22 protein-coding genes and 1 pseudogene are annotated in these 25,398 nt (G+C 66.0%); 11 read left to right on the top strand and 12 right to left on the bottom strand.

Going from position 1 to position 25,398, the window contains the following annotated elements; translation table 11 throughout:
- Positions 1 to 50: 50 nt before the first annotated feature.
- From NFW05_RS03100 to NFW05_RS03085, 4 genes are read left to right on the top strand one after another with little or no spacing between them, the layout of a single operon-like run.
- A complete protein-coding gene (locus NFW05_RS03100) occupies positions 51 to 734 on the top strand; it encodes a YggS family pyridoxal phosphate-dependent enzyme (protein ID WP_295302716.1) in 684 nt (227 codons plus the stop codon).
- A 3-nt stretch (positions 735 to 737) separates the two neighbouring features.
- The gene (gene proC, locus NFW05_RS03095; protein ID WP_295302715.1) at positions 738 to 1,553 is read left to right on the top strand and encodes a pyrroline-5-carboxylate reductase; all 816 of its coding nucleotides are present in this window, start codon (positions 738 to 740) and stop codon (positions 1,551 to 1,553) included.
- Positions 1,553 to 2,092, top strand: coding sequence for a YggT family protein (locus NFW05_RS03090; protein WP_295302714.1), 540 nt, complete (start codon positions 1,553 to 1,555; stop codon positions 2,090 to 2,092). The genes proC and NFW05_RS03090 overlap by 1 nt, the downstream gene beginning before the upstream one ends.
- Positions 2,093 to 2,128: 36 nt before the next feature.
- Positions 2,129 to 2,398 carry a DUF167 domain-containing protein gene (locus tag NFW05_RS03085; protein ID WP_311104693.1) on the top strand — a complete coding sequence of 90 codons (270 nt, stop codon included), beginning with the start codon at positions 2,129 to 2,131 and terminating at the stop codon, positions 2,396 to 2,398.
- A 48-nt stretch (positions 2,399 to 2,446) separates the two neighbouring features.
- Here NFW05_RS03085 and NFW05_RS03080 read toward each other — a convergent pair whose 3' ends face one another.
- Genes NFW05_RS03080 through NFW05_RS03060 form a run of 5 tightly spaced genes read right to left on the bottom strand, consistent with a single transcriptional unit; the run spans position 2,447 to position 6,214 of the window.
- Positions 2,447 to 3,703 carry a dihydroorotase gene (locus NFW05_RS03080; RefSeq protein WP_295302712.1) on the bottom strand — a complete coding sequence of 419 codons (1,257 nt, stop codon included), beginning with the start codon at positions 3,701 to 3,703 and terminating at the stop codon, positions 2,447 to 2,449.
- A 3-nt stretch (positions 3,704 to 3,706) separates the two neighbouring features.
- The gene (locus NFW05_RS03075) at positions 3,707 to 4,666 is read right to left on the bottom strand and encodes an aspartate carbamoyltransferase catalytic subunit (RefSeq protein WP_295302710.1); all 960 of its coding nucleotides are present in this window, start codon (positions 4,664 to 4,666) and stop codon (positions 3,707 to 3,709) included.
- A complete protein-coding gene (gene pyrR / locus NFW05_RS03070) occupies positions 4,659 to 5,180 on the bottom strand; it encodes a bifunctional pyr operon transcriptional regulator/uracil phosphoribosyltransferase PyrR (protein WP_295302708.1) in 522 nt (173 codons plus the stop codon). The genes NFW05_RS03075 and pyrR overlap by 8 nt, the downstream gene beginning before the upstream one ends.
- Complete coding sequence (gene ruvX, locus NFW05_RS03065) at positions 5,152 to 5,658, bottom strand: Holliday junction resolvase RuvX (protein WP_295302706.1); 507 nt, start codon at positions 5,656 to 5,658, stop codon at positions 5,152 to 5,154. The genes pyrR and ruvX overlap by 29 nt, the downstream gene beginning before the upstream one ends.
- Positions 5,651 to 6,214, bottom strand: coding sequence for a YqgE/AlgH family protein (locus NFW05_RS03060; protein ID WP_295302705.1), 564 nt, complete (start codon positions 6,212 to 6,214; stop codon positions 5,651 to 5,653). The genes ruvX and NFW05_RS03060 overlap by 8 nt, the downstream gene beginning before the upstream one ends.
- 44 nt (positions 6,215 to 6,258) lie before the next feature.
- On the opposite strand from NFW05_RS03060, the gene NFW05_RS03055 reads away from it, so the two are divergent.
- Positions 6,259 to 7,713 (top strand): deoxyribodipyrimidine photo-lyase, encoded by a 1,455-nt coding sequence (locus NFW05_RS03055; RefSeq protein WP_295302703.1) that lies wholly within the window; start codon positions 6,259 to 6,261, stop codon positions 7,711 to 7,713.
- On the opposite strand, the gene NFW05_RS03050 is transcribed toward NFW05_RS03055, so the two are convergent.
- From NFW05_RS03050 to NFW05_RS03025, 6 genes are all read right to left on the bottom strand, one after another.
- Complete coding sequence (locus tag NFW05_RS03050; RefSeq protein WP_295302702.1) at positions 7,691 to 13,105, bottom strand: Hpt domain-containing protein; 5,415 nt, start codon at positions 13,103 to 13,105, stop codon at positions 7,691 to 7,693. The two genes, NFW05_RS03055 and NFW05_RS03050, sit on opposite strands and share 23 nt — an antisense overlap.
- A 52-nt stretch (positions 13,106 to 13,157) precedes the next feature.
- Positions 13,158 to 15,314: a methyl-accepting chemotaxis protein gene (locus tag NFW05_RS03045; RefSeq protein ID WP_366918259.1), complete on the bottom strand. Its 2,157-nt coding sequence runs from the start codon at positions 15,312 to 15,314 to the stop codon at positions 13,158 to 13,160.
- An 85-nt stretch (positions 15,315 to 15,399) separates the two neighbouring features.
- Positions 15,400 to 15,909 (bottom strand): chemotaxis protein CheW, encoded by a 510-nt coding sequence (locus tag NFW05_RS03040; protein ID WP_295302699.1) that lies wholly within the window; start codon positions 15,907 to 15,909, stop codon positions 15,400 to 15,402.
- Between the two features lie 175 nt (positions 15,910 to 16,084).
- On the bottom strand, positions 16,085 to 16,447 hold the full coding sequence (locus NFW05_RS03035) for a response regulator (RefSeq protein WP_295302698.1): 363 nt from the start codon (positions 16,445 to 16,447) through the stop codon (positions 16,085 to 16,087).
- On the bottom strand, positions 16,444 to 16,887 hold the full coding sequence (locus NFW05_RS03030) for a response regulator (protein WP_295302697.1): 444 nt from the start codon (positions 16,885 to 16,887) through the stop codon (positions 16,444 to 16,446). The genes NFW05_RS03035 and NFW05_RS03030 overlap by 4 nt, the downstream gene beginning before the upstream one ends.
- 98 nt (positions 16,888 to 16,985) lie before the next feature.
- The gene (locus NFW05_RS03025; RefSeq protein ID WP_295302689.1) at positions 16,986 to 17,174 is read right to left on the bottom strand and encodes a rubredoxin; all 189 of its coding nucleotides are present in this window, start codon (positions 17,172 to 17,174) and stop codon (positions 16,986 to 16,988) included.
- 117 nt (positions 17,175 to 17,291) lie between these two features.
- Here NFW05_RS03025 and NFW05_RS03020 point away from each other — a divergent pair, with 117 nt between their 5' ends.
- From NFW05_RS03020 to hemL, 3 genes are read left to right on the top strand one after another with little or no spacing between them, the layout of a single operon-like run.
- Positions 17,292 to 18,134, top strand: coding sequence for a hydroxymethylpyrimidine/phosphomethylpyrimidine kinase (locus NFW05_RS03020; RefSeq protein WP_295302687.1), 843 nt, complete (start codon positions 17,292 to 17,294; stop codon positions 18,132 to 18,134).
- Positions 18,127 to 18,792 (top strand): thiamine phosphate synthase, encoded by a 666-nt coding sequence (gene thiE, locus NFW05_RS03015; RefSeq protein ID WP_295302685.1) that lies wholly within the window; start codon positions 18,127 to 18,129, stop codon positions 18,790 to 18,792. Before NFW05_RS03020 ends, thiE begins: the two co-directional genes overlap by 8 nt.
- Positions 18,764 to 20,044 (top strand): glutamate-1-semialdehyde 2,1-aminomutase, encoded by a 1,281-nt coding sequence (gene hemL, locus NFW05_RS03010; RefSeq protein ID WP_295302682.1) that lies wholly within the window; start codon positions 18,764 to 18,766, stop codon positions 20,042 to 20,044. Before thiE ends, hemL begins: the two co-directional genes overlap by 29 nt.
- A gap of 93 nt (positions 20,045 to 20,137) precedes the next feature.
- On the opposite strand, the gene NFW05_RS03005 is transcribed toward hemL, so the two are convergent.
- Positions 20,138 to 21,529, bottom strand: a complete 1,392-nt coding sequence (locus tag NFW05_RS03005) for a CorA family divalent cation transporter (protein WP_295302680.1) — start codon at positions 21,527 to 21,529, stop codon at positions 20,138 to 20,140.
- Between the two features lie 219 nt (positions 21,530 to 21,748).
- Here NFW05_RS03005 and NFW05_RS03000 point away from each other — a divergent pair, with 219 nt between their 5' ends.
- From NFW05_RS03000 to NFW05_RS02990, 3 genes and pseudogenes are all read left to right on the top strand, one after another.
- Positions 21,749 to 23,224, top strand: coding sequence for a DUF4118 domain-containing protein (locus NFW05_RS03000; protein WP_295302678.1), 1,476 nt, complete (start codon positions 21,749 to 21,751; stop codon positions 23,222 to 23,224).
- On the top strand, positions 23,221 to 23,907 hold the full coding sequence (locus NFW05_RS02995; protein ID WP_295302676.1) for a response regulator: 687 nt from the start codon (positions 23,221 to 23,223) through the stop codon (positions 23,905 to 23,907). The genes NFW05_RS03000 and NFW05_RS02995 overlap by 4 nt, the downstream gene beginning before the upstream one ends.
- Positions 23,908 to 23,913: 6 nt before the next feature.
- A pseudogene (locus NFW05_RS02990) lies at positions 23,914 to 25,367 on the top strand (potassium transporter TrkG).
- Positions 25,368 to 25,398: the final 31 nt, after the last annotated feature.

The raw sequence follows: 25,398 nt of genomic DNA, 5'->3' as shown, positions 1-25,398 counted from the left end.
GTGGGGGGAGGGCGGTGCTATACTTTCAAGATTCTGCGCTACGTCCGATTATGACCTCACTTTCCGTCAGGCTGCAAGCCGTGCGCGCGCGTATTGCCAGCGCTGCGCAGCAGTTTGGCCGCGACCCGGGGTCGGTCTCCTTGCTCGCAGTGAGCAAGACCTGGCCGGCAGCGCCGATCGCCGAGCTGGCTGCCGCCGGACAGCGGGCTTTCGGGGAGAACCACGTCCAGGAGGCTCTGGACAAGATTCGCGCGCTTGCCGCGCTGGACCTCGAATGGCATTTCATCGGCCCGCTGCAGGCAAACAAGACGCGACCCGTCGCCGAGAACTTTGCCTGGGTGCATTCGGTCGACCGGTTGCGCATCGCCGAGCGGCTTTCGCTGCAGCGTCCGACGTCTCTTCCTCCTCTGTCGGTGTGCATTCAGGTCAATGTCAGCGGCGAAACGACCAAGAGCGGAGTATCGGCAGCCGATGCGCCAGCGTTGGCGCGGTCCGTGGCAGCGCTGCCTCGGCTCAGGCTGCGCGGCCTGATGGCGATCCCGGCGCCGACCGACGACTTCGCCGGGCAGCGCCGGGCGTTCCGCTGCTTGCGGGAACTTCTCGAGCGATTGACAGCCGATGGTTTATCGGTCGACACGCTGTCGATGGGCATGTCGGATGACCTCGAAGCAGCCATCGCCGAAGGCTCGACACTCGTGCGGGTCGGAACGGCGATTTTTGGGGAGAGATACTGAGGGATGAGAATCACTTTCCTGGGTGGCGGCAACATGGCCAATGCTCTGATCGGCGGGCTGGTGAAGACCGGCTTTTCACCGGCCGACATCGCGGTCATCGAGCTCGGCGCGCAGGGACGCGCGAAGCTGCGTCTGGTCTATGGAGTCCGCTGTTACGAGACACCGAGTGCCCAGGCGCTCGACTGCGACGCCGTTCTTCTCTCGGTCAAGCCGCAGCAGATGCGCGACGCGTGTGAGCCACTACGACCTCAGCTCCGGCAGCAGCTGATCATCAGCATCGCAGCCGGGCTTCGCCTGGCGGATATCTCCCGCTGGCTGGGCGGCTACGGGCGGATCGTCCGGGCGATGCCGAATACGCCGGCGCTGATCGGCGCCGGGATCACCGGACTCTGCGCGATGCCGGCGGTGTCGATGGCCGAGCGGCTTGGCGCTGAGCGGATCCTGCAGGCCGTCGGCAACACGCTCTGGATCGCCGACGAAGCCAAGATGGACGCAGTAACGGCGATCTCGGGCAGCGGCCCGGCCTACGTCTTCCTGTTCATCGAGGCCCTGCAACAGGCGGCGAGCGAGCTCGGACTGACCCCCTCGCAGGCCCGCCAGCTGTCGATCGACACGGTCCTCGGTGCGGCCAAGCTCGCTGCGCAATCGGACGAGGCGGCGAGCGTCCTGCGCGAGCGGGTCACCTCCAAAGGCGGGACCACCGAGGCTGCGCTGCGGACGATGGAGGAGTGCTGCGTCAAGCAGGGTTTCATCGCCGGCGTGCTCGCGGCAAACACCCGCGGTCGCGAACTCGGCGAACTGTTCGGCAAGGAAGGCTGATGATCGTCCAGGCAGGGCTCTTCCTGATCGAAACACTGACCGGATTTCTCAGCCTGGCGCTGCTGCTCCGTTTCTACATGCAGGCCTTCCGCGTATCCTTCGCCAACCCGGTGGGGACCTTCGTCATCGAGCTGACCAACTGGGTCGTCAGGCCGCTGCGCCGAATCGTGCCGGCCTTCCGTGGGCTCGATCTGGCGAGCCTCTTGCCGGCTTACCTGCTGCAACTCGTTTTCATCTGGGCGTTACTCGCAGTGCGCGGCGCGGAAGGACCCTGGTCGCCCGAGATCGTCGTGCCGCTGCTCCTCTGGCAGGCGCTGCTGGCGGTGCTGCGCCTGAGTCTCTACCTGCTGATCGGCGCGCTGCTCGTGCAGGCCCTGCTGTCATGGTTCAGCCCGTACTCGCCGCTGGGCCGCCCGCTGACCGAGCTGACCGCTCCGTTCCTGCGGCCGATCCAGCGCATCGTGCCGCCGATCGGCGCGGTCGACCTGTCGCCTTTGATCGCCATCGTGCTCGCGCAACTGCTACTGATTTTCCTCTGAGCCATGGCCGAGTGGTTGCGGGAGACGAGCGGTGCGGTGAGCCTGACCGTGCATGTCCAGCCCGGGGCGAAGAGGAGCGGAATCGCTGGCGTGCACGGCGATGCCTTGCGTATCCGCGTCGCCGCTCCGGCGGTCGAGGGCCGGGCGAACGAGGCGCTCGTCGCCCTGCTTGCCGGGCGCCTCGGTCTGCCAAGATCGGCGATCGAGCTGAAGGCTGGCCTCGCTTCGCGCAGGAAACAGATCCTCGTCCACGGCGCGGCGGTCGATGCCGTTCGCCGCGTGCTGGCTGACCCGGCGCTTGGCTGATTCGCTCGGCCGGTGGCCAATCAGCCGGTCCGGGAGCCACAGGTCGCTTCAGGGCGTGTAGACCACCCGTCCGCCGACGATCGTCAGCCGCACTTGCCCGGTCAGCTCGTAGCCGAGGAAGGGCGTGTTCTTGCCCCGACTGCGCAGCGCCTCGGTGGTCACCCGCCAGGACGCAGCGGGGTCGAAGAGACAGATGTCGGCTGGTCTGCCGACGCCCAGCGATCCCGCGTCGATACCGAGGATCGCCGCCGGGTCGCAGGTCACACGCGCGAGAGCGGCGGGCAGAGGCAAACGGGCCTGCTCGGCCCAGAGCAGGGTCAGCGGCAGCAGCATTTCGATCGCCGTTGCCCCCGGCGACGCTTCGGCGAACGGCAGCTGTTTGCCGTCGGCATCGATTGGCGTGTGGTCGGAGCAGACTGCGGCGAGTCCCTCGGCAGCCGCCGCGCGCAGGGCGTCGCGGTCGCTGGACGAGCGCAGGGGCGGATCGAGGCGGGCGTTGCTGTCAAAGTAGCCGATATCCATCTCCGAGAGGTGGAGATGGTGGATCGAGACGTCACAGGTCAGCGCCATTCCCGAGCGGACCGCCTGGCGGACCAGAGCGACGCCGGCTGCCGAAGACAGGCGCGAGAAATGGAGGCGGACGCCGGTTTCGGCGGCCAGCTGAAGCGCCGTGGCGATGGCCACGGTTTCTGCGCAAACCGGGATACCCGAAAGCCCGAGACGTGAGGCGACCTCGCCGTCGTGCGCCACACCTTCGCCGGCGAGCAAGGCATCCTGCGGGCGCAGGCGGACGGCGTAGCCGAAGGTGGCCGCGTACTGCAGCGCACGCCAGAGCAACAGCGTATCGACGAGCGGGCTCTTGGCCTGCGAAAAGGCGATGCAACCGGCGCGCGCGAGGCCGTTCATTTCGGCGAGTCGCTCGCCGGCAAGCTGGCTGGTCAGCGCGCCGATCGGATAGACGCGTGCCAACCCTGTCGCCTGGCTGCGCCTGACCAGCCGCTCGACCAGTCCGGGCTCATCGAGCGGAGGCCTGGTGTCGGGTGGGCAGGCGAGCGAGGTCACCCCTCCCGCGACGGCCGCACCAAGCTCGGTTTCGATGTTGCCGAGGCGGGCGGACAGGTCGACGAGGCCGGGGCAGGCGACCAGGCCCGCCGCATCGATCGTCCTTCCGGCAACGAAACCGTCCGGCGGTTCACCGATTGCGGCGATTCGCCCGTCGGCGACGAACAGGTCGAGTCTCCCGTCGATTCCGTTGCATGGGTCGATCAGCCGGGCATTGCGGATATGCAGTGTCGGTCTGCTCATCGCTCAGTTTCCTGCGAGGATGCCCATCACCGCCATGCGCACGGCGATGCCGAAAGTGACCTGGGGAAGGATCACAGCCTGCTTGCCGTCGGCGACATCGGAGTCGATCTCGACACCACGATTCATCGGCCCGGGGTGCATGACGATCGCGTCGGGTCGGGCGAGGGCAAGCGTCTCGGGGGTCAGTCCGTAGCACTGGAAATACTCGCGTGCCGACGGCAAGAGGGCGCCGTTCATCCGCTCGTTCTGCAGACGCAGCATGATCACCACATCGCAATCGCTCAGGCCCTGGCGAAGGTCGTGGAACACGCGTACGCCGAGCTTGCCGATCGCCGCGGGCAGAAGAGTCTGCGGGCCGACCGCACGGACCTCGGCGGCACCCAGAGTAGTCAGCGCGTGAATGTCCGAACGGGCGACCCGAGAGTGCAGGATATCGCCGACGATCGCCACCACGAGGTTGGTGAAGTCCTTCTTGAAGTGGCGAATCGTATACATGTCGAGCAGCCCCTGCGTCGGGTGCGCGTGGCGTCCGTCGCCGGCATTGACGACGTGCACGTCGCGTCGCCCGAGCCGCCGCAGGTGGTCGGCAATCAGGTGCGGGGCTCCGCTGGCTGCGTGACGGACGACGAACATGTCCGCATGCATGGCCACGAGGTTGTCTACTGTGTCGAGCAGCGTCTCGCCCTTGGCCGTCGACGAGCGCGTCACGTCGAGATTGATCACGTCGGCCGAAAGGCGCTTGGCGGCGATCTCGAAGGTCGTCCGCGTGCGCGTCGAGTTTTCGAAGAAGACGTTGAAGACGCTCTTGCCGCGCAGCAGAGGAACCTTCTTGACCTCCCGGGTCGACACCTTGAGGAAACTCGATGCGGTGTCGAGGATGTGCACGATCACTTCTCTGGGCAGACCCTCGATCGACAGGAGGTGCATCAGCTGCCCTTGCGCGTTCAACTGCGGGTTATGCATGAGCTTCGACACTCCACCGCAGGCGACCTTCCGCATCCGTCGACAGAACGAGTTCGAGCGCCGGGTCGAGGTTGACGTACCACGGACAGAAGTCAGCGCAGATCGGCAGCTGGCGTCGTCCCCGGTCGGCGAGTACGGCGAGCTGGATGCTCGCCGGACGTCCGTAGTCGAAAAGCTCGTTGATCGCTGCGCGGGTCGTCCGCCCGGTATACACCACGTCATCGACGAGGATCAGCGGGCGTCCCTCGACATCGAAGGGAATCGAACTTGGCCGGACGCGCGGATGGAGGCCTCGCGCACCGTAGTCGTCGCGATGGAACGAAACGTCGATCAGGCCGATCTCTCCGGGCAGGTCGAGCAGCTGATGGAGCCGCCGGGCGACCCACGCTCCGCCGCTGTGAACGCCGACGAGGAGGGTGTCAGGATGCAGTTGCTGGCGGATCAGCGCGGCAAGTTCGACGCATTGAGCTTCGGCGTCGGGCAATTCAGGGTGGGTCGCGGGCTTGGAGTTCATCAGCGGTTGGGGCTTGGCCCTGGTCGGTTTGCGGTGCGGCTTCGGTCATGCCGTCGAAATGATCCTGGAGGATCAGCTGTGCCGCCACCGCGTCGAGATGTCGGCGGGCGCTGCGCGAATCGTGTCCAGTGGCGCGCAATCTTTCCGCTGCGGCGACCGAGGATAGCCGCTCCTCGGCAAAGTCCACGGGCAGGGCGAAGCGCCGGCGGAGTTCGTCGGCAAAGCGAACAGCCCGTCCGGTCATCTGATGGCTCGATCCGTCGAGAGCCACCGGCCGGCCGACGACCAGCCGGCAGGGCTGCCACTCGCTGATCAACGGGGCGATTGCCACCATTCGCTCGCTGGTCGAAGCAGCACGGACTGTGGTCAGCGGGTGTGCCTGCCCAAGCTGCTGCTCGCCGACGGCGATGCCGATCCGTCGCTCGCCGAAATCGAACGCCAGGACCGTTCCCGTGCCGGAGCGACGCGCATCAGGCATGGCCAGCTTCGTCGACCAGGTTGGCGATATTGACACCGAGGAGTTCCATCGCCGACGCCAGTCGCTCTTCGTAAGGTGCCTCGAAAAGGATGCGCAGCACCGCCGGCACGGTCAGCCAGGCGTTCTGGGCCAGCTCGTGCTCGAGCTGGCCGGCCGACCACCCCGAATAACCGAGCGCGACGAGCAGGTCGCGCGGTTGGCCCGAGCTGGCGACCGACTGCAGGATGTCGCGGGAGCTGGTCAGTCCGACGTGTTCGTTGACCACCAGCGTGGATTGCCAGCGGCCGACCGGCCTGTGCAGGACGAAGCCGCGGTCGGTCTGCACCGGGCCGCCAAAGAGGACCGGCAGGTTGGCGAAGCCCTCGGCGCGCAGGGGCACCTCGATCTTTTCGAACAGCGTCCCGAGACTCATGTCGGTCGGCCGATTGACGATCAGGCCGAGTGCGCCACGATCGTTGTGCTCGGCGACATAGACCAGCGTCTTCGAGAAGTAGGAGTCCACCATTGCCGGCATGGCAATGAGAAAATGATCGGTCAGATTGATGCTGGACGGCATGAGCCTATTTTAATCGTCGGTGGTCCGGGAGACCAAGCGCTTCGATGTTCGACTCGATCCTCGTCTGGTTCAGGCGCGATCTGCGGGACACCGACCACGCCGCGCTCGGCGAGGCACTGCGGCGCGGCCGGCGGGTCCACTGTGCGTTCATCTTCGACCGCGAAATCCTCGATCGCCTCGAACAGAAGGCCGACCGGCGTGTCGACTTCATCCACCAGTCGCTGGTCGAACTCGACGCCGTGCTGCGTGCGCGGGGTGGCGGCCTGATCGTCCGGCACGGCTGGCCGACGGTCGAAATCCCCCGCCTGGCCAGCGAGCTGGGCGTTTCGGCGGTGTTCGTCAACCGGGACTACGAACCATCGGCCAAGCGTCGGGACGCGATGGTCCGTGTACAGCTGGAACGAGCGGGCATTGCCTTCGCGTCGTTCAAGGACCAGGTGGTCTTCGACGGCGAAGAGGTCCTGACCCGCGCCGGCCGGCCGTTCACCGTGTTTACGCCGTACCGCAACGCCTGGCTACAGAGGCTGACCGAAGATGACTGGCAACCTCACGACAGCGCACGCGGGGATCTGATCCCGGGCCCATCGCCGGGTGAACAGTTGCCCTCGCTGACCAGCATGGGCTTCATCGGCAGCGACTTGGCCGAGCACGGGATCGCAGGCGGGATGTCCGCGGCGCGGACCCTGCTCGGCGACTTCCTCGGGCGCATCGCGCGCTATCGCGAGCAGCGCGACTTCCCGGCGGTCAGGGGAGTATCGTATCTCTCGGTCCATCTGCGTTTCGGGACCATCTCGATCCGCGAACTGCTCCGCCGGGCGGTCGCCGCCGGAGCCCTGCGCGACGCGGCGAGTGGTCCGGCCGCCTGGCTCGCCGAGCTGATCTGGCGCGACTTCTACTTCATGATCCTCGATCGCTTCCCACACGTCGCCGAGCGTGCATTCAGGCCCGAATACGACGCGATCGCCTGGGAGCAGGGGGCCGCAGCCGATGATCGCTTCGCTGCCTGGTGCGCGGCGCGCACCGGATATCCGCTGGTCGACGCGGCGATGCGCCAGCTGAACCGGACCGGCTACATGCACAACCGCCTGCGCATGGTCGTCGCGTCGTTTCTGGCCAAGGACCTCGGCCTCGACTGGCGACTCGGCGAGGCCTACTTCGCTCACCAGCTCAACGACTTCGATCTGGCGGCGAACAACGGCGGCTGGCAATGGGCCGCGTCGAGCGGCTGTGACGCGCAGCCGTATTTCCGGATTTTCAATCCGGTGACCCAGTCGGAGCGCTTCGATCCGCTCGGGCGGTTCATTCGTCGCTACCTTCCCGAGCTGGCTGCGGTTCCGGACCGGTTCATCCATGCGCCGTGGCGGATGAGCCATGCCGAGCAGACTGGCTGCGGAGTGGTCGTCGGGCGCGACACGCCGGCACCGATCGTCGACCACGAACAGGCCCGACGCAGGACGATCGAGCGCTACGCGATCGTCAGGAGGCGCGCTGCTCCCTGACGTGCTCGGCGACCAGCCGGAGCATCTCGTCTTCCTGGTAGGGCTTGCCCAGATAGTGATTGACCCCCAGCTCGAAGGCGTACTGCCTATGCTTCTCGGCCGTTCGCGAAGTGATCATGATGATCGGCACCGTGCTCAGCCGTTGGTCGCCGCGCACGTTGCGGGTGAGTTCGAAACCGTCCATCCGCGGCATCTCGATATCGACGAGCAGCACGTCGGGGACCAATGCGACCATCTGCTCGAGCGCATCGACGCCGTCCTTGGCGGTCATCACCTGGTAACCCTCGCGCGAGAGCAGCCGGCTGGTCACCTTGCGTACGGTCAGCGAGTCGTCGACGATCATCACCGTGGGTACCGTCGCCGTCGTGCCTTGGGCGGCCATCGGCTGGCGGACCGTCGGCACCGGAGAGACCGGGACGACCGTGCGCTCGCGGCTTGCCAGAGCGATCGGGTTGAGAATCAGCACGACCTGGCCGTTGCCGAGCACTGTCGCCCCGTCGACACCGATCACCCGCGCGAGCTGGGGTCCGATGTTCTTGACCACGATTTCCTGGTTGCCGAGCAATTCGTCGACCTGCAGCGCAAGGCGCCTGCTGCCGCTGCGCAGCAGCAGAACCCAATACTGCGTATGCCTCTCGGGAAGTGCGCGCGGCTCACCGAGCAGGTGTGGCAGGTAATGGAACGGGTAACGGTTCCCGGTCCAGGTCGCCTCCTGCGCCTCACGGATGCGCGTCAGACTCTTCTCCTTGAGGTCGAGAACCTGCTCGATCACCGCTGACGGGATGGCATACGAGCGACTGCCCGAACGCACCAGCAGCGCCTTGGTGACCGCCAGCGTCAGCGGCAGGTACAGCCGGAAACTCGTTCCCTTGGCGGGCTGGGTATTGACCTCGATGCGTCCGCCGAGGCTGGTCACCTCGCTCTTGAGGACGTCCATGCCGATGCCGCGGCCGGCCAGCCGGGTCACCTCGGACGCGGTCGACACGCCTGCCGCAAAGATCAGGTCGACGACGTTGGTCGTGTCCGCTGCCTCTTCCTCGGTGATCAGGCCCCGGGCCAGCCCGCGCTCGCGCAGGCGCGCCAGATCGAGCCCGGCACCGTCGTCGGCCAGCGTCAGGATGATTTCGTTGCCCTCCTGGGCCAGTTTCAGCGAAATTTCGCCGATTGCCGGCTTGCCCCGGGCTCGACGACCGGCTTCGTCCTCGAGGCCATGCGCCACCGAATTGCGCAGCATGTGCTCGAGCGGCGCGAGCATCTTGTCGAGGACGCTCCGGTCGAGTTCGATCTGCGCGCCGCTGATCTCGAGGTTGGCTCGCTTGCCAGCCTCCTTGCCCGCCTGGCGGACGATCCGGTATAGGCGATCGGCAATGCTCGCGAAGGGAACCATGCGCACCGACATCAATTCCTGCTGCAGTTCACGGTTCAGTCGCGACTGCGCGAGAATCGCAGCGTTGGCATCGTCCAGGCTCTTGAGCAGGTTCTGCTGGACAGTGGCCACGTCGTTGACCGACTCGGCCATCATCCGCGTCAACTCCTGGAAACGCGTGAAGCGGTCGAACTCGAGCGGGTCGAAGTCGGCGTGCTGTTCGCCGCTTGGCGCCACCCTTGACTGCATCTGGAGTTCGGCCTGGATCTCGATCTCGCGAAGTTGCCGACGCAAGCGGATGACGTTCTCGGTCAGGTCGATCAGCGAGGCCTTGATTCCGCGCATCTCGCCTTCGATGCGCGAACGGGCGATCGACAATTCACCGGCTTCGTTGACCAGTCGGTCGATCAGTTCGGCGCGCACGCGCAGCATCGCGCGCTGCGCCGCTGCCTCGGCTTCCGCTTCGGCGGCCTCGGGTGGTACTGCCGCGGCGACCGACCGACCGACCTCGGTGGCTTCCTCGGCCAGCAGATGCTCGGCAGCCAGTTCCGAGACGACCTCGTCGGCGACCTCGACCGGTGCCTCGGCGGACTCGCCCCGCTGCAGCCTCTCGACGATCTGCACGATGACGTCGAAGGCGTTGTCGATATCGTCGATCAGCTCGAGCGGCGTCGTGCTGGCCTCCTGAGCCTCGTGCATCCGCGTCTCGATCGCGTGGGTCAGCTCGCCTAGGTTCATCGCGCCGGCCATCCGCGCGCTGCCCTTGAGGGTATGGAACAGCCGTGCCAGGCGGCGCACCGGCGCGCCGTCCGAGGGGTTGCTGCGCCACGCGCGAAGCTCGGTAGCGATGTTCTGGCTGAGGTCCGCAGCCTCCTCGAGGAAGAGCGGCAGCAACTGCTCGTCGATTTCGTCATGCACCTGGGGCGTCGGGCCGGGTGCGGCGCCTTCCGTGCGTCGGGTCGAGGGCTCGGTGACCGGCTCCCTGGTCGTTGCGAGGGGAGTCGGTGCGGCTTCTGCCTCGCTGATCTCGGGCTCGACTTTCACCTCGGCCAGTGGCGCGGCCTCTGGAGCCTTGACGACCTGTTCCTTATACAAACCAGCCAGGGCCTCGACGAGCGCCGGGGCAGGCTCGGGCTGCCTTGACCCGGCGACCTCGGCGAGCATCGCAGAAAGCGTCACGATGGCCTCGCGGACCGTGTCCAGCGCCTTCCGACTGCCGGGACGCACAGCGTGATCCCGGCGCTTGAGCGCATGCTCCAGGGCGAAGGCCAGCGCGTTGATCGGAGGAAGCCCGACCGTCGCTGCGATTCCCGCAAGAGTGTGTGCCGCTCGATACATTTCGTGGGCGGTCGGTGCTGAACGGTCGGCTTCGATGACGGCAAGCTCGCGCTGCAACGTCGCCAGATGGGCTGCGGCCTCTTCGCGGAAGATCGCCGCCAGATCGGGAGCGATGTCCAACTCGCGCACGACGGCTTCCTCGACGGTCGGCTCCCCCGCTGCCTCGACGACCGCCGGCGGTTCGATGAACGCCGCGGCGAGTGCCTCAGTGGCCTGTGCGGGCGCCATCGGCTCCGCGGGAATCACCGCCAGGGCAGCCGGCAGAGGCTGTTCGCCAGCCTCGCGGAGCGAGTCGGCGCAAGCCATCATCGAACGCGGATCGGGTGCCTGACCCTCGCCGCTTCTCAGATGACCAACCCAGGCGACGAAGAGGCCATAGGCCTGTCCGATGAGCCCGAGCAACGCAGGCGTCGCTTCGAGATCCTGGCGCAGCCAGATGTTGAGCACCTGTTCGACCGACCAGGCGGCCTCGCCGAGGTCGGTCAGCCCGACCATCCGCCCGCTTCCCTTGAGCGTATGCACCGAGCGACGCAAGGAGGTCAGCAGCTCACTGTCGTGCGGCTGTTCGCTGAGCCGCTGCAGGTTTCCTTCGATGCTCGCGAGAACCTCGTCTGCCTCGTCGAGGAAGATGCCGAGCAATTCGGCGTCGACTTCGGCGGCACTCGCCTGTGTGAGCTGGATCGTCTCGGCAGACGGTGGCGGCGCTTCGGGTGCCTGAGGCCTGAGCGTCGCCATCGCCTGCTCGATCTGCTGCGCCGCGTCGCCACCGGCGGCCAGCGCCGAAAGGACATGCTTGGTCCGCTGGCGGAGCTCCTTGTCGGCGACGAGATCCGCATCCTTCTGCAGGGCGGCGAGGTTCTCCCGGACTTCCTGGCGCAGCCCGGCATCCTCGGGCTGCTCCTTGAGCGCGACGAGCAGGGCGTGGGCTTCACGCTTCTGCTGCTCGACTTCCTGCTCGACGGTCGCCGCTCCTTCCTCGCTGGCCGGCAGTGCGCCGCCGCTCTCCTGCATGCGGCTGACGAACGCCTCGAAATCGTCGGCGCCAGTCTGCTGCATGGCGTCGACGAAGAAGCCGACCAGTGAGAGCTGTTCGGCGACATTCTCGAAATCGACGGTCTGCGGCGTGTACTCCGGATCGGAAAACCGCTCGACTTCCCTGGCGCAGCCCTGGAGGACGGCCACCGCGCCATCGTGCCGCATGACCATCATCGCCCCGATGACCTGACGCAGCGGAGCGTCGAGCCCGGCGAGGTCGCCACGTTTCTCCGGATCCCGGAAGAATCCGTCGAGAAGCTGTTCGATCTGCGCCAGGTTGCTCTTGATCTCGCGTGCGACCTGACTGAACAGCAGCTTCTCCTGCGCCTGACGCGACATGTCGTCGAGTACCGGCAACTCCGATCCGGGCTGCGGCGGTGCTCCCGCGAGGCAGGCCTGGATTCGCGCGACCATCACCCCGACCTGGTGCGAGAAATCGGCGCCAAGGTACTCAACTTTCTCCTGGGCACTCTGGGCCAGAAGGATCGCCGTCGCCGTTTCCATCGCCAGCGCTTCGCTGTGTCGCGACGGCGTCGTGCTCAGCGCGTCGGCGACTTCATCGAGCGCCCCGACCAGCCGGCGGTAATCCTGGTGGCCCAGTTCGTCGACCAGCGTAGCGAGGCTGCCGACGTTCGCGCGGAAGGCCGGGAGAATCTGGGTGCTTCCCGCGCAGAAGCGGTTCCACGTTTCCTCGCAGGCGGCAATCGCCTCGCGCAGGCGGCGCCGCACGGACTCCAGCGCGACCGGGGCCGGGGTCACCGCCTCGGGCATCAGCGCCGATAGCCGATAGGCCTCCTTGACCCGCCGAACGCTACGGCTCGTGCTGTTCGCGCAGCCGACGAGGTAGAGCGCATCGCGCATCAGGCGTTCGGCTACGTTGTACGAACCCTCGAGCAAACGGCGGGTCTGCAGGTCGATACGGCTGCACAGTTGCCGGGCTTCGGCGTCGGCAGGCAGGGTGCCTTCGCCGAGCGCGCTGAGGAAAGCCGCAGCAATCCACCAGAAGGCACGCGCCGATGGTTGTTCCTGGATCGCCTCGATGCGCTTCACCGAGTCGAGCATCTCCGGTACTCCGGCTCTCTGCTGGGGAGCGCGCAGCCAGGCGAGCAGCCCGCGTTGATAGCGCGCCCGCTGCTGGCGAAGCCGGTGCTCGAACTCGTCGCGCGAGAGCGTCACCGCCGCCGCACGCCGCGGCGGGCGGACGCGCAGATCGGGGAAGAAGAGGTCGGTGGCCAGGACGCGGTCGTGTCCCCGTGCGAACTGGACCTCGCGGTAGAGCGGCAGAAGCCTCAACGGCTGATTGGGGCGTCCGCCGATCAGGTCGTCGAGGTAATGGCCGAGTGCCGAGAGCGCCCGGAGGGTCAGGTCGATGACCGCCGGATCAGCCGAGCGCTCTTCCTTCTCCAGCGCTTCGAGCAGGCACTCGATCGACTCTGCAAACTGTGTGACACCGTCGAGACCGACGATCGTCAGCGCACCCTGCACCTGATGCAGGTGCGTGCGGCAGAAGCGGATGTGCGTGAGATCACCGGGGCCTGCGGCGGTACTCGCCGCGAATTCCTGGAGCGCGCTGCTGGCACGCTCCAGCGCCAGATCGATCTCGCTCTTGACCCAGGTCAGCGGACCGATGTCGAAGTCTGTCGGAGCATTCATCTGGGGCAGTCTCTCCAGTTCAGGCCGAAGGCCAGCTCTGCCGCTTGCTTTCTCAGGACACCTTGAAGCCGGCGACAGATCCTTTGAGTTCGGTCGCCAGACCCGCCAGTTCGCCGATCGCGGTCGCCGTCTTCTGCGTACCGGCAGTCGTTTGCCCGGTGACCAGGAGGATCTCCTGCATCTTGCGGGCCACCTTGGTCGCCGAGTCCGCCGCCAGGCGCGTCGTGCCGGCGATGTTCTCGATCAGTGCCGTCAGTTCGCGCGACACCTCGCCGATCTCGGCCAGCGCCTGACCAGCTGCATCCGACAGCCGCGCTCCCTCGACGACTCCGCGTGTCGACTCTTCCATCGCCGAGACCGTGTCCTGCGTATCGGTCTGGATCGTCCGGACAATCGCGCCGATCTGCTTGGTCGCTTCGGCAGAGCGCTCGGCCAGCCGCTGGACTTCCTCGGCAACGACCGTAAACCCGCGGCCGGCCTCTCCTGCGGAAGCCGCCTGAATCGCCGCGTTGAGCGCCAGAACGTTGGTCTGCTCGGTAATGTCCGAGATCAACTCGACGATCTCGCCAATCTCCTGGGACGACTCGCCGAGGCGCTTGATTCGTTTGGAAGTCTCCTGAATCTGCTCACGGATCTTGTTCATCCCGCGGATCGAGTCCTCGACGGCCTGCGCACCCTTGCCGGCTGCGGCCAGCGACTGGCGGGCGACGGTCGCCGACTGGCGGGCATCGGTCGAGACGCTGGTCATCGACGTGGCCATCGACAGGACGGACTGGCCGGCGGCCTTGATTTCGGCCGACTGGCGTTCGGCGGCGGCGAGCAACTCGCTCGAAGTGCGCTGGGCGATCTCGGTGGCCAGAGTCACGCGGCCGGCCGCGTCGTTGATCCGGCCGACGAGCACGCGCAGTTCCTCGATCGTGTAGTTGATCGAGTCGGCGATCGCGCCGGTGATGTCTTCCGAAACCGTCGCCGTAACCGTCAGGTCTCCGTCGGCGAGGTCTCCGAGTTCGTTCATCAGGCGCAGGATCGCGTCCTGATTCTGCCGGTTGATCGCCTCGGTTTCCCGCCGGCCCTCCTCGGCCAGTTCGGCCTGACGCTGGCGATCGGCCAGATAAATCCGGGCGAGCAGGATGACCAGACCGACGGCCAGGGCGACCAGCGCAAACAGCATGAAGCCGTAGGCGGTGCGCTTGAGCAGGCTGCTCTCGTAGGCATGCGCAAGCTGGTCGGTGACCTGCAGCAGTTCCTCGCTGTCGCGGAAGATCTGCGAGCCAGCCTGCTTGGCGATGATCAGTCGCTGCATGTTGCCGAGGATGCCGCCGACGGCGGTGCGGTATTCGCCAAAGGCCGCTTCGAGTTCGCCCAGCTTGGCCCGGGTGTCCGGGTCGGTCGTCGCGGAGATGCGCATCGCCTCACTGCCCTTGGTCAGCGCCTGGATCGTGTCGCGGAAGGTGTTGGTGTCCTTGCCGAGCAGGAAGGCGATCTCCGGGTCGATCGCGTCGCCGACCAGCAGTGCGCTGGCGTTCTTGGCGATTCGCTGGGTGAGCATGACCAGCAGGTTCGCCGCGGCCATCTCGCGGACGTTGCCGCTGCCCTGTAGCTTCAGTGCAGCGATCTGTTCGGCGAGGTCGAGCAGTTGCGGGTTCTTGTCGTTGATCGTCGCCACATCCCTGCCCAGCGAGACGAGATTCTTCTCCATCTCGAGGAGACGCGACGCGTTCTTGTCGGTCTTGTCCCACACCTGAGTCAGCGTCTGCAGTTCCGCCTGGGCGCGATCGGGCGAGGGCGGGACCGGGGTGCCCGCAAGCTCTCCGCCGTTGGTCAGGCGCTCGAGGTTGCTCGCGAAACTGTCGCGTGACTCACGTAGCTGCCGGAAAGCTGCCGGATCGCCGAGCAGCGCAAGGCTCGATGCCTTGGCCAGGCGCTGCGAGAGCATGCGCATCTCGCCAGCGGCGGCGATGTAGGCCGTGTTGTAAGCCGCCTGGCGGTCGTCGCGGTAGACGACGACGGCGATCAGCAGCATGACCATGACCAGGCAGCCACCGACGACCTGAAGCTGCTTGGCAACCGGGAACCCGGTCAATAGCGTGGCGGGCGTGAACCGGTCTGGCGTTCTGCCTGTCGGCGCGCCTGAATCCATCACCGTGCGTGGCGAAAGGGCTTCACTCGCCCGGTCGGCGATTCGCGACAGGAAGGCCGGCAGCGTCATTTTCAACCTCATATTCCTTCTCCGGTATGCAACACCTCGATCCGGACTCCTGCCACCGTCGAGGACTTTCCGAGGCGCCAGGGAATCAGGCGCCGATGTCCATGAACGCTTCGTCAGCGAGCAGCTCGCGCACCCTGAGCCTGCTCCAGCGGCGTCCTTCGTTGTCCGTGAACACTTCCGGAGCCCAGGCCGGGGATCCGGGATCGACGGCCTCGACGGTCAGCGCCTCGATACTGCGCAAGCCGATCATGCGATTGACCAGCAGCGCTGCATTGCTGCCGTGACGGGTTCCCATCAGCACCAGCCGCGAACTCGTATTGCGGGGCGTCGTCTCCTTGCCGACGAACGCCGAGAGGTCGACGACCGAGTAAAGGTTGCCGCGAATGTTGGCAATTCCGGCGAACCACGGTTTGGTCAACGGCACCGAAGTCAGCGGCGGTAGCGGGACGATTTCTCCCGAATCGGCGAGGTCGAGCAGCCAGTAATCCGGACCCGCCTGAACGCCGAGCAGTCCGGCAGCTGCCTGAGTGCTGGTCCCGGCCAGGCGTGACGCCAGATAGGCCTGAAATTCGTGAAGGCTGATCTTCTTGGCCATCGGCTCTTCCAGCTCAGAGTTCGTGGACGGTCCGGCGATGCAGCCGACCCCGGTGATCGCCGACTGATCTGCTCCGCTGCTCTCGCTCGGCTGCGGTTCGCTGGATGCCGGTCGGTGAACCGGTCGCCATGCGCGCCGGGCGCGGCGCAGATGCTGGCGATTTCTCCACCGGCAGTCAGAGGGCCGCGATCTTGGCCAGCAGTTCCTGACCATTGACCGGTTTGACCAGATAATCCTGGGCTCCCTGACGCAAGCCCCAGATCCGGTCGGTCTCCTGCCCCTTGGTGGTACACACGATTACAGGGATGTTCCGGGTCAGCGGGTCGCGGGTCAGCGTCCGTGTCGCCTGGTAGCCATTCAAGCCGGGCATGACGACATCCATCAGGATCAGGTCGGGCAGCTCGCTCCTTGCCTTGGCAATTCCTTCCTCCCCGCTTTCGGCGGTGATCACCTCATAGCCATGGCCGGTCAGGAGGATTTTCAGGACGTGTCGTTCGGTTGGCGAATCGTCGACGACGAGAATTTTTCTTATGGTCATGGCTTGTTACCTCCCGCGCTGCCTTTGTCGCCACTCGAATCGGCGGCCTGGAGAGTCGGCGCGAAACGCGCCACCGTCTGCAACAGACTGTCCTTGGTGAACGGCTTTGTGAGGTAGTGATCCGAACCGACCATGCGGCCACGCGCGCGGTCGAACAGGCCATCCTTGGCCGAAAGCATGATCACCGGGGTCGAGCGAAAGCGCTGGTTCTTCTTGATCAGCGCACAGGTCTGGTAGCCGTCCAGGCGCGGCATCAGGATGTCGCAGAAAATCACCTCCGGCTGGTGGTCGGCGACCTTCGCCAGGGCATCGAAGCCGTCCTCGGCGAGCAGAACCTGGCAGCCAGCCTGGACCAGGAATATCTCTGCGCTGCGCCGGATCACGTTGCTGTCGTCGATGACCATGACCTTGATGCCGTGCAGATTCGCTCCTTCAGCCAATTGTCGTCTCCAGTTCCACCCTCGCCTCGGCCCTGTTCAGCAGGCTTCCCCTCGCAAAATCCACACTCGCCTGCTGCCGGTACTATACCGCATTGCCTTCAGATTTCGACCATTTCGAAGTCTTCCTTGCGCGCACCGCATTCGGGGCAAGTCCAGTTCATCGGCACATCGACCCATCGCGTCCCGGGTTCTATGCCTTCCTCGGGCACTCCCACAGCCTCGTCATAGACGAATCCGCAGATCAGGCACATCCACGTGCGATAGGGTTCCTGGCTAGCTGTGCTCATGGTCGGGACCGCTTTTCGGTTAGAATCCTGAGAAAAACAACCCGATTCTAGCCAAAGGCTTCTCCTGCTGCCAAGATCCCCGATTCGACTGCGCTGCCCCAGACCCCCTTTCCCCGGATGAACCGACGTCCCGTCCGCCCGGCCCCGCCGATCGTTCTCGTTTTCTCAGCCAACGACCCCTCCGGCGGAGCGGGGATCGAGGCCGATCTGCTGACCGTGGCCGCACTCGGCTGCCACCCGTTGCCGGTCATCACGGCGCTGACGGTCCAGGACACGGTCGGTGTGGGCAAGGTGCTCGCTGTCGATGCCGACTGTGTCGAGGAGCAGGCCCGGGCGGTCCTCGAAGACATGCGCGTGGCCGCGCTCAAGGTCGGACTCGCCGGGAGTGCCGAGAACATCAGGACGATTGCCGGGATCGCCGGCGACTACCCGGAGATTCCGCTGGTCGTCGACCCGGTGCTCGCCTCGGGACGTGGCGACGATCTCGTCGACGACGAGATGATCGACGGTCTGCGCGAGATCCTGATCCCCCAGACCACGGTACTCACGCCAAATTCGCTCGAGGCGCGGCGACTGGTCGAACGCGCTGGCGACAACGACATCCAGACGCTCGAAGCCTGTGCGCAGGCCCTGCTCGAACTCGGCTGCGAGTACGTACTGCTCACCGGAACCCACGACAACACGGCGCGGGTGGTCAACCGGCTCTACGAGAGGGGGCTCGGCCTGCTGCGCAGCGACGACTGGGATCGTCTGCCCGGCAGTTACCATGGATCGGGCTGCACCCTGGCGTCGGCGGTCGCTGCGCATCTGGCGCGGGGACTCGCGGTCGACGACGCGGTCCGGGCCGCTCAGGACTATACCTGGCGGACACTGGCTGCCGGCTTTCGGCCCGGAATGGGACAAATCATCCCCGACAGGCTGTTCAGCACGCACCCGTACCGGGGAGGGCTCGATGCCTGAAGCTCGACCGCTTCGCGGGCTGTACGCGATCACCCCGGAGAGCCGTGATGATCCATGGTGCATGCTCGGTCTGGTCGGGGAGGCACTGCGGGGCGGAGCGCGTTTCGTCCAGTATCGCGACAAGCAGAGCGATGCACTGCGGAGAGTCGGGATGGCTCGCGCGCTGCTGACCCTCTGTCGATCGGCCGGCGCCCGCCTGCTGGTCAACGACGACCTGCAGCTGGCCCTGGCAATCGGCGCCGACGGTGTCCACCTTGGCGCAAACGACGGGGACCTGCGGGCTGCGCGACAGGCGCTGCCTGCTGGTCGTCTGCTGGGCGCCTCGTGCTACGCCGACTTCCCGCGTGCCCGTGCGGCCGCATCGGCGGGCGTGGACTACGTCGCTTTCGGAGCGGTCCATCCTTCGCCGACGAAACCGCTCGCCGTACGTGCCGATCTGGCGCTGTTCGCGCGCTGCCGGTCCGAACTGCGCATCCCGGCGTGTGCGATCGGCGGGATCACCCTGGACAATGCGCCGCCGATCGTCGCTGCCGGCGCCGATCTGCTGGCGGTGATCAGCGACCTGTTCGGCGCCCCGGACGTCGCCGCGAGAGCGGCGTCCTACCAGCAACTTTTCGAGGGAGAGGGCAGTGAATCCTCGCAGCCAGCAACTTTTTGAGCGAGCCCTGCGGCACATCCCGGGAGGCGTCAATTCACCGGTGCGCGCGTTCCGCTCGGTCGGCGGAACCCCGCGCTTCCTGGTTTCGGGTTCCGGCTCGCGGGTCTGCGATGCCGACGGCCGGACGTACGTCGATTACGTCGGCTCATGGGGGCCGCTGATTCTCGGGCACGCGCATCCGGCGGTCGTCGCCGCAGTGCAGGAGGCGGCGACCCGCGGCCTGTCGTTCGGTGCGCCGACCGAAAGCGAAGTGGAAATGGCCGAGTTGCTCTGCGACGCGCTGCCATCGCTGGAAATGGTCCGCCTGGTCAGCTCGGGGACCGAGGCGACGATGAGCGCGATCCGCCTGGCACGAGGCTTCACCGGACGCGACCTGCTGATCAAGTTCGAGGGCTGTTACCACGGTCACTCGGACAGTCTGCTGGTCAAGGCGGGATCGGGTCTGCTGACCCTCGGCAACCCGAGCTCGGCTGGCGTGCCGGCCGACTTCGCGCGCCACACGCTGGTTCTCGACTACAACGACAGCAGCGCGGTCGAGGCGCTTTTCGCCGAGCGAGGAGCCGAGATCGCGGCGGTGATCGTCGAACCGGTCGCCGGGAACATGAACCTGATCACGCCGCGGCCGGGCTTCCTCGAAACGCTCCGCGAACAGTGCACGCGGCACTCGGCGGTGCTGATCTTCGACGAAGTGATGACCGGTTTCCGCGTCGGGCCCGGTGGCGCGCAGCGCCTCTACGGGGTCACTCCGGACCTGACCACGCTCGGCAAGGTCATCGGCGGCGGCATGCCGGTCGGCGCCTTTGGCGGAAGGCGAGAGATCATGGCCAGCATCGCCCCGCTCGGCCCCGTATACCAGGCAGGAACTCTCTCGGGCAATCCGGTCGCGGTCGCTGCCGGGCTGGCGACACTGAGACTCGTCTGCGCGGACGGCTTCCACGACGCTCTGGCGGCGCGGACTCGGGCGCTCGCCGAGGGGCTCGCCGGCGTGGCACGGAAGAACGGCGTCGCCCTATCGGCACAGGCTGTCGGGGGGATGTTCGGTGTCTATTTCCGGGCAGAATGCCCAGAGAGCTACGCCGAGGTGACGAACTGCGACAACGAAGCGTTCAACCGTTTCTTTCACGCGCTGCTCGAAGCCGGGCACTACTTTGCGCCGTCGGCCTTCGAGGCCGGTTTCGTTTCCGCGGCGCACAGCGAGGAGGACATCGCCACGACGGTCGCCGTGGCCGAATCGGTTTTCCGCGCCTGGTAACCGTGGTCGCTTCGCTGGTCGCGTGACATCCGGCCGCCAGCCACGGCCGAACCGGCTGGCCGTCCCCCGGTCAGCCAGCACGTCGCCGCGGGCTCAGGAGATCCGGCGGACCTCGGCGCGCCCGCGTTTGGGCTGCCGGCTCTCGAAAAAGCGCAAGCCGTAGAACATCAACGCTCCGACGAGACCCATTCCGGCAAAGAAGCCGAGGTAGGCAAGGTCCATCGGCCAGTCGAACGCCTGGGCCATCGCCGAGAACTCCGACATGCCACCGGCTCCGGCGAGTACGTTGATCGGCATGAAGACCACGCTGAGCACCGTCAGCCGCTCGATTTTCTTGTTCTGGTTGATGTTGATCGCGCTGTCGGTCGCGTCCATCAGGAAGTTGATCTTGTTGAACAGGAACGCCGTATGCCCGTCGAGCGATTCGATGTCGCGAAGGATTTCGCGCACGTCGCCGAGCTGGGCGTCGGAGAGCAGCTTCCCGCGCATCAGAAAGGACAGCGCCCGGCGGGTGTCGAGGACGCTGCGGCGCGTGCGGCCGTTGAGGTCTTCGGCCTCCGATACCGAAGCGAGGATCCTCGCCGCTTCCACGTCGGTGACGTGCGAGCGCAGCACCTGCATGCCGGCGCGCTCGAGTTCGCCATAGACGTCTTCGAGCGCGTTCGCCGAGTACTCGACGTCGGCCGCATACAGGTCGAGCAGCACGTCCTTGCCATCGCTGACGTAGCCGGGGCGCGTGCGCGCCCGCGCGCGTTGCAGGCGGAAGACCGGCAGCTCTTCGGAGCGGACGGTGAACAGGATCTCGTTGTGCAGGATCAGGGCCACCGGCACGTTGCGCGATTCGTCGCGAGTGTCGAGCAGGAAGTCCGAGTGCAGGTGGATCTCGCCGTCATCCTCGACGTAGAAGCGCGCACTGGCCTCGAGGTCGGTCAGGCCCGCCGGGTCGGGGATTTCGACGTCGAACATCTGGCCGATCCAGCCGCGGATCTTCTTGGTCGGCGCGATCAGGTCGACCCAGATCGGCGTCACCCCGAGCAGGTCGTCCGGCTTCTCGACGGTGATCTGCCGCAGCCGGCCCTGGCGCAGCTCGAAAGCCGTGATCACCGTTTTCTCGTTGCGGTAATGGCTGTCGTCGATCAGCTCCTCGAGCACGTCGTCGGGCAGCAGAGCGAGGATCGGGTCGGCGCCTTCCTTGATTTCGTCCCAGACGACCAGGCGCTCGTGCGGTTCGAGCGCTTCGAGGATGTAGGCCACCTCGTGCGGCGGCATCTGTCTGACCTTGCTGCGCAACTCCATCCGGTACTGCTGTTGCAGCGCCGTGTTCGCCTCGTCGAGATCGGCGGTCCCCTGCTCGCGAACCAGCGGCGCGATGAGTTCCTCGACGCGCTTCTGGAGAGAAAGCAGGGAACGCACCTCGGTGAGGTGAACTTCGGCGATGCCCTTCTCCAGGGAAGCCGTGTTGGTGGTCACCCGTGGGTCGCTCATGGCGCTACCTCGCGATCGTCAGTGGTCGTCAAAGCGCGCGATTGTAGCATCCGCTGCCCCTGCGCGACCGGTCCTGATCCGGACGTTGCGGACTGCTGAAACAGCTTGCAACGATTGCGCCCGTTCTCTTGCGGGGTGCCCCGTCGGGACTCAGTTTTTATACTTTTTTTACCCGCTCTGTAGGACACTCCGCGCTGTCCTTCGTCCGGCAGCATGCGCGTGCCCAACGGCTCGTTTTCACGTTACCTGAAGGCGCTCGCGCTGTGTGCGCTGGCCACCGTCCTGAGCATGCCGCTGCGCGGCTGGATGGACCCGGTGAACATGGGTATGCTTTTTCTGCTCACCGTGTTCATCGTCGCCGTGCGTCTCGGCAGAGGGCCGGCCGTGCTGGCCGCCTTTCTGTGTGTCGTGTTGTTCGATTTTTTCGTCGTTCCACCGCATCTTTCTTTCAGCGTAGTCGACGCCGAATACCTCGTCACCTTGACCGTCATGCTCGCCGTAGGACTGATCACCTCGCATCTTGCCGCGCAGCTCGCCGACAAGAACCAGGCGGTTCGCGCCAAGGAACACGAAACCCAGATGCTTTACGGGCTCGCCCGAGAGCTGAGTTCGGCTTTGACGCTCGATCAGGTCGGCGACATCATCGACCGCTTCCTGCTCCCGATGAGCGTCGAGGGCCTGTTGATCGTCGGCGACGGACTAGATGCGCTGGAGCGCCTGCAGGCAGTCGGGGGCCGCAGTCTGGGCGATCGGGACGCCGATCACGCACGCCGTGCGCTGGAGCAGCAGCGGCCGATCGATGACGGCGGCCGGCTGTTCCTGCCGCTCTCGGGTGCAATCCGGGCGCGCGGGGTGCTCGCCTTGAGCGGCGCGACGGCGGGGCTCGAGCCACTGCTCGAGGCCGTCGCGACGCTCTCCGGGATCGTCGTCGAGCGTCTCCACTACTCGAGCGTCGCCCAGCAGAGCGAACTCGACATGCAGTCGGAAAAGCTGCGCTCGTCGATTCTGTCGTCGGTATCCCACGACCTCCGTACGCCGCTGACCTGTCTCGTGGGGCTCGCCGACTCGCTGGTCGATGCGCTTTCAGGCGAGCAGTCGGCGGCATCGGCCAGCGCCCCCGAGAAGGCTGCGGCTCTGCGCGATCAGGCCGAGTCGATGCATCGGATGGTAACCAACCTGCTGGCAATGGCTCGTCTCGACTCCGGCAGGGTGTCGCTGAACAGGCGCTGGCAGCTGTTCGAGGAAGTCGTCGGGCCGAGCGTCCGCCAGCTCGGGAATGTGCTCGCCTCGCGCCAGCTCGAGATCGATCTGCCGGATGACCTCCCGCTGCTCTACTTCGACGCGGTGCTGATCGAGCGCGTGCTCTGCAACCTGCTCGAGAACGCGGCGAAGTACGCACCGCCGGCGGCGCCGATTCGTCTCTCCGCCCGAGCCTTCGGCAACGACTTCGAAGTGTCCGTATGCAATCCTGGCGGCGCGCTCCCGGAGAGCCAGCTGGAGCAAATCTTCGATCCATTCGTCCGCGGCACAAGGGAGCCGGCGGTGCCCGGAACGGGGATCGGTCTCGCCGTCTGCCGGACGATCATCGGCGCACACGGCGGAACGATCCGGGCCGAGACTCGTTCCGGAATGACCTGCATTTCCTTTCGCCTGCCGCTCGGCAATCCACCGGCCATGGAGGCTGAACTGACATGAATGACGCTGTTATCCGCGTGGCGGTGGTCGAGGATGACTCGCCAATCCGCAGTCTCGTCTGCGAGGCCGTACGCAGGGCCGACTTCGTCCCCGCGGAAGCGGAGACGGCGGGAATGGGACTCGAACTGGTTGCCGACCAGGATATCCGGCTGGTCATCCTCGACCTCGGACTGCCGGACATGAGTGGACTCGATTTCATCCGCGAGCTTCGCACTTGGTCGTCGATCCCGATCCTGGTTCTTTCGGCACGCAGCGGCGAGTCCGACAAGATTGCTGCGCTTGACGCTGGCGCCGACGATTACCTGACCAAGCCGTTCAGCGTCGGTGAACTCCTCGCGCGCCTGCGTGTGTTGCTGCGCCGGGCGCCTCAGGAGGCGATTTCGCAAGTGCACCGCTTCGCTGACATCGAGGTCGATCTGGTTCGTCACGCCGTTCGCTCGGGAGGCCAGGACATCCACCTGACGCAAACCGAGCACCGACTGCTGAGCGTGCTGCTCACCAATCCCGGGAAGGTGATGACCCACCGCCACCTGATGCGCGAAGTCTGGGGACCGGCCCACGTCGAGCAGGAGCACTACGTGCGGATTTATATTCGCCGTTTGCGCCAGAAGCTCGAGCGTGACCCTGCGCGGCCCGATCATTTCCTCACCGAAACGGGGATCGGTTACCGTTTTCAGCCCTGAGTCGAGATGAAGCGCTTCCACCCGGTCATTCGCGTATTCGGCATCCTGCTGACCGGTTTCTCGCTGACCATGCTGATCCCGCTGGCCGTCTCGTGGCTGACGCACGACGGCGCCGAATCGGCTTACGACGAAGCGTTCTTCCTGACCTTGGCGACGGGATTCGGATTGTGGTGGGCAGCGCGTCACTCCGACGGACCGTTGAAAATTCGCGACGGCTTCCTGATGGTCGTGCTGGTGTGGACCGTGCTCCCGGCTTACGCCGCGCTGCCGCTGATCCTGCAGCTGAACATTTCCTTCACCGACGGTTACTTCGAAGCCGTATCCGGGCTGACGACGACCGGCTCGACGATTCTCGCCAACCTCGACACGCTGCCACCATCGATCAACCTCTGGCGCGGGTTGCTCGTCTGGCTCGGCGGCATGGGGCCGATCGTCCTCGCCGTCGCCGTGCTGCCGCTGCTCGGCATCGGCGGCCGGCAGATGTTCAAGGCCGAGTCGCCGGGGCCGATGAAGGATTCGCAGCTGACGCCGCGAATGACCCAGACGGCGAAGGGCCTCTGGGTAGTATACGGGGCGATCACCGTCGCTTGCGTCACGAGCTTCCGCCTCGGCGGAATGAACTGGCTCGACGCCTTCGTGCATACTTTTTCAGTGATGGGGCTTGGCGGTTTCTCATCGCACGACGCGAGCTTCGGCTATTTCGATTCGCCGCTGCCCGAATCGGTCGCCGTCGTGTTCATGCTCCTCGCCGGGATGAACTTCGCGACCCACTTCCTCGCCGTGAGCGGCAGGTCGCTGCTTCCTTATCGCCATGATCCCCAAGCGCTGGTTCCTCGTCGTCACTCTAGGGAGCGTCCTGGGGATCGCCGTTTGCCTCGATGCGCGGAACGTTTACCCCGAGTTCCTGACCGCGCTCCGTCATTCGGCGTTCAACGTCGTATCGATCGCCACGACGACCGGTCTGACGACCGTCGACTACGGGCTCTGGCCGATGTTCGCTCCGCTCTGGATGCTTTTCCTGTGCAGCTTCGCGACCAGTGCGGGGTCGACCGGAGGAGGGATCAAGAGGATCCGCGCACTGATCCTCGACAAGCTCGTCTATCGGGAACTCGTCCTCGCCCTGCACCCCAATGCGCTTCGTCCGGTGCATGTCGGCGGCGGTGCCATGCCGCCGAAGATCCTCACCGCCGTGCTGGCCTCTCGCTTCGCTTACAGGTGCATCATCGTCGCGCTGACCTTGCTGCTGTCGTTCATGGAACTGGACATCGTGACCGCCTTCTCGGCGGTTGTCGCGAGCGTCAACAGTACCGGTCCGGGTCTCAAACAGGTCGGACCGGCGACGACCTACGAAGTCCTCACCGATCTGCAGACCTGGGTGTGCACCTTTCGCCATGCTGCTCGGCCGGCTCGAGCTGTTTACGCTGCTGGTGGTGCTGACGCCGGCGTTCTGGAAGAACTGATCACATTTCACTCGCAGGGAAGGAAGGGAAC

The sequence above is a fragment of the Accumulibacter sp. genome (assembly GCF_023806625.1).
Lineage (GTDB): Bacteria > Pseudomonadota > Gammaproteobacteria > Burkholderiales > Rhodocyclaceae > Accumulibacter.
Note: the sequence above shows the minus strand (reverse complement) of the source record. Positions and strands in the feature narration are given on the sequence as shown.